The sequence below is a fragment of the Agrococcus terreus genome (assembly GCF_014645235.1).
GTDB classification, from domain to species: Bacteria; Actinomycetota; Actinomycetes; order Actinomycetales; family Microbacteriaceae; genus Agrococcus; species Agrococcus terreus.
In genome coordinates this window covers 1-1,360 of sequence record NZ_BMLM01000007.1, presented here as the reverse complement: position 1 = coordinate 1,360, position 1,360 = coordinate 1, and the positions used below count along the sequence as shown (strand labels likewise).

The 1,360-nt window shown below is 71.9% G+C and carries 2 protein-coding genes; both read right to left on the bottom strand.

Features of this window, described 5'->3' with window-relative positions; genetic code table 11:
• Positions 1 to 131 precede the first annotated feature (131 nt).
• The gene (locus IEW90_RS13730; RefSeq protein WP_188718886.1) at positions 132 to 428 is read right to left on the bottom strand and encodes a flagellar protein FlgN; all 297 of its coding nucleotides are present in this window, start codon (positions 426 to 428) and stop codon (positions 132 to 134) included.
• 86 nt (positions 429 to 514) lie between these two features.
• A complete protein-coding gene (locus IEW90_RS13725; RefSeq protein ID WP_188718885.1) occupies positions 515 to 1,138 on the bottom strand; it encodes a protein TPRXL in 624 nt (207 codons plus the stop codon).
• Between the last annotated feature and the right edge of the window lie 222 nt (positions 1,139 to 1,360).

Here is a 1,360-nt window from a genome sequence, read left to right as displayed (position 1 = left end):
CGTCGCTGAGTCGGTCATCATCTTCCCGAGCGACTCGATCTCATCGCCCCGACGGATGATCGTCTGCGGGTCGCCCTCGACGGTCGCGATCCTCCGACCCTTCGGCGACGGATCCATCCACGTCATGCGCGTCAGCCCTGCTCGGTCATGGAGGCGGCGGTCTCGACGTCCCAGTCGGTGAAGCCGTCGATGACGCCCTGCACGTGCTCCTGCACACTCTTCATGCCGTCGCGCAGCTCGTCGCGCTTGTCGTCCCAGCGGTCCTCGAAGTCCTCGACCGCCTCGCGGAGGTCGTTGCGGCCGTAGGGGTCGCCGATGGCGCCCTCGAGCTGGTCGGCGCGGTCCTCGGCGGCGTCGAACTCGGCGATGATCTGCTTGAGGTAGTCGTTGAGCGTGCCGAGGTCCTCGAACTTGATCAGGACGTCCATCGCGGGTGCCTCCTCAGGCTGGGGTGTCTGCGATCACGCTAGGCGAGGGATGCTCGAAGCGCGATGGGGAGGACTCCCCACCGGCCTCAGCGCTCCCAGCGGAGCGAGGCGACGCAGCCGTCGAAGAGCCGCTGCATGAGCACGAGCGCGGGGTCGTCGGCGGGGAACTCCGCGCCGCGCGTGATGACGGCGGTGAGCTGCAGGGCGCGGTTGCCGCGCGAGCCCGGGATCGGGGTCAGGTACACGACCGTGGTCTGCTTCGCGCGGTCGGTGCCGAGCGTGACGTCGCTCTCGCGCTCGAAGCGCACGAAGCGGCGGTCGCCGTGCAGGTCGGTCGCGCCCTCGCGGATGCGCTGCGCCATCTCCTCGGCGAGCGGGACGCCCGGCTGCGGCGTGCGGATCGACGCGATGAGCGAGGCGGGCAGGTACGCGCTGTCGGGGGCGCCGGCCTCGGGGCCGAAGTGCGCGATGGCGCCGATGCGCCGCATCGCGTCGAACGACTCCCGCAGCTGCGCGCGGATCTGGCCGTACAGGTCGGGGCGGTGCGCCTCCATGAGCCGCGCGCGGGCGGCGTCGAGCATCGCCTGCTCGGTCTCGGGCGAGACGTCGCGCCGCACCCAGCCCTCGGGGAGGACGAGCGCGAACTCGGGATCGGCGGGAGCACCGAGCTCCTCGCGCAGCGACGGGGCGGACGGGGCGGAGTCGGTCACGCGATCGATCCTAGGAGCGGAGGCTGGCAGGGGGCCTGGCGGGGCCCCGCACGCCGAAGGGCCCGACCGCCGTGGTCGGGCCCCTCGGGATGGATGCGTCGGCTCAGCTGCCGGCCATCTGCTCGTCGAGCGACTGGATCGCCTGCATCATGCCGCGCAGCGCCTCGCCCATGTCCGAGATGCCCTCGATGGCCTGCTCCAGGCCCGTCGTCAGCTCCTCGT

Coding starts and splice junctions, on each gene's coding strand:
- IEW90_RS13730 (WP_188718886.1), bottom strand. CDS start 428: ATGGACGTCCTGATCAAGTTCGAGGACCTCGGCACGCTCAACGACTAC.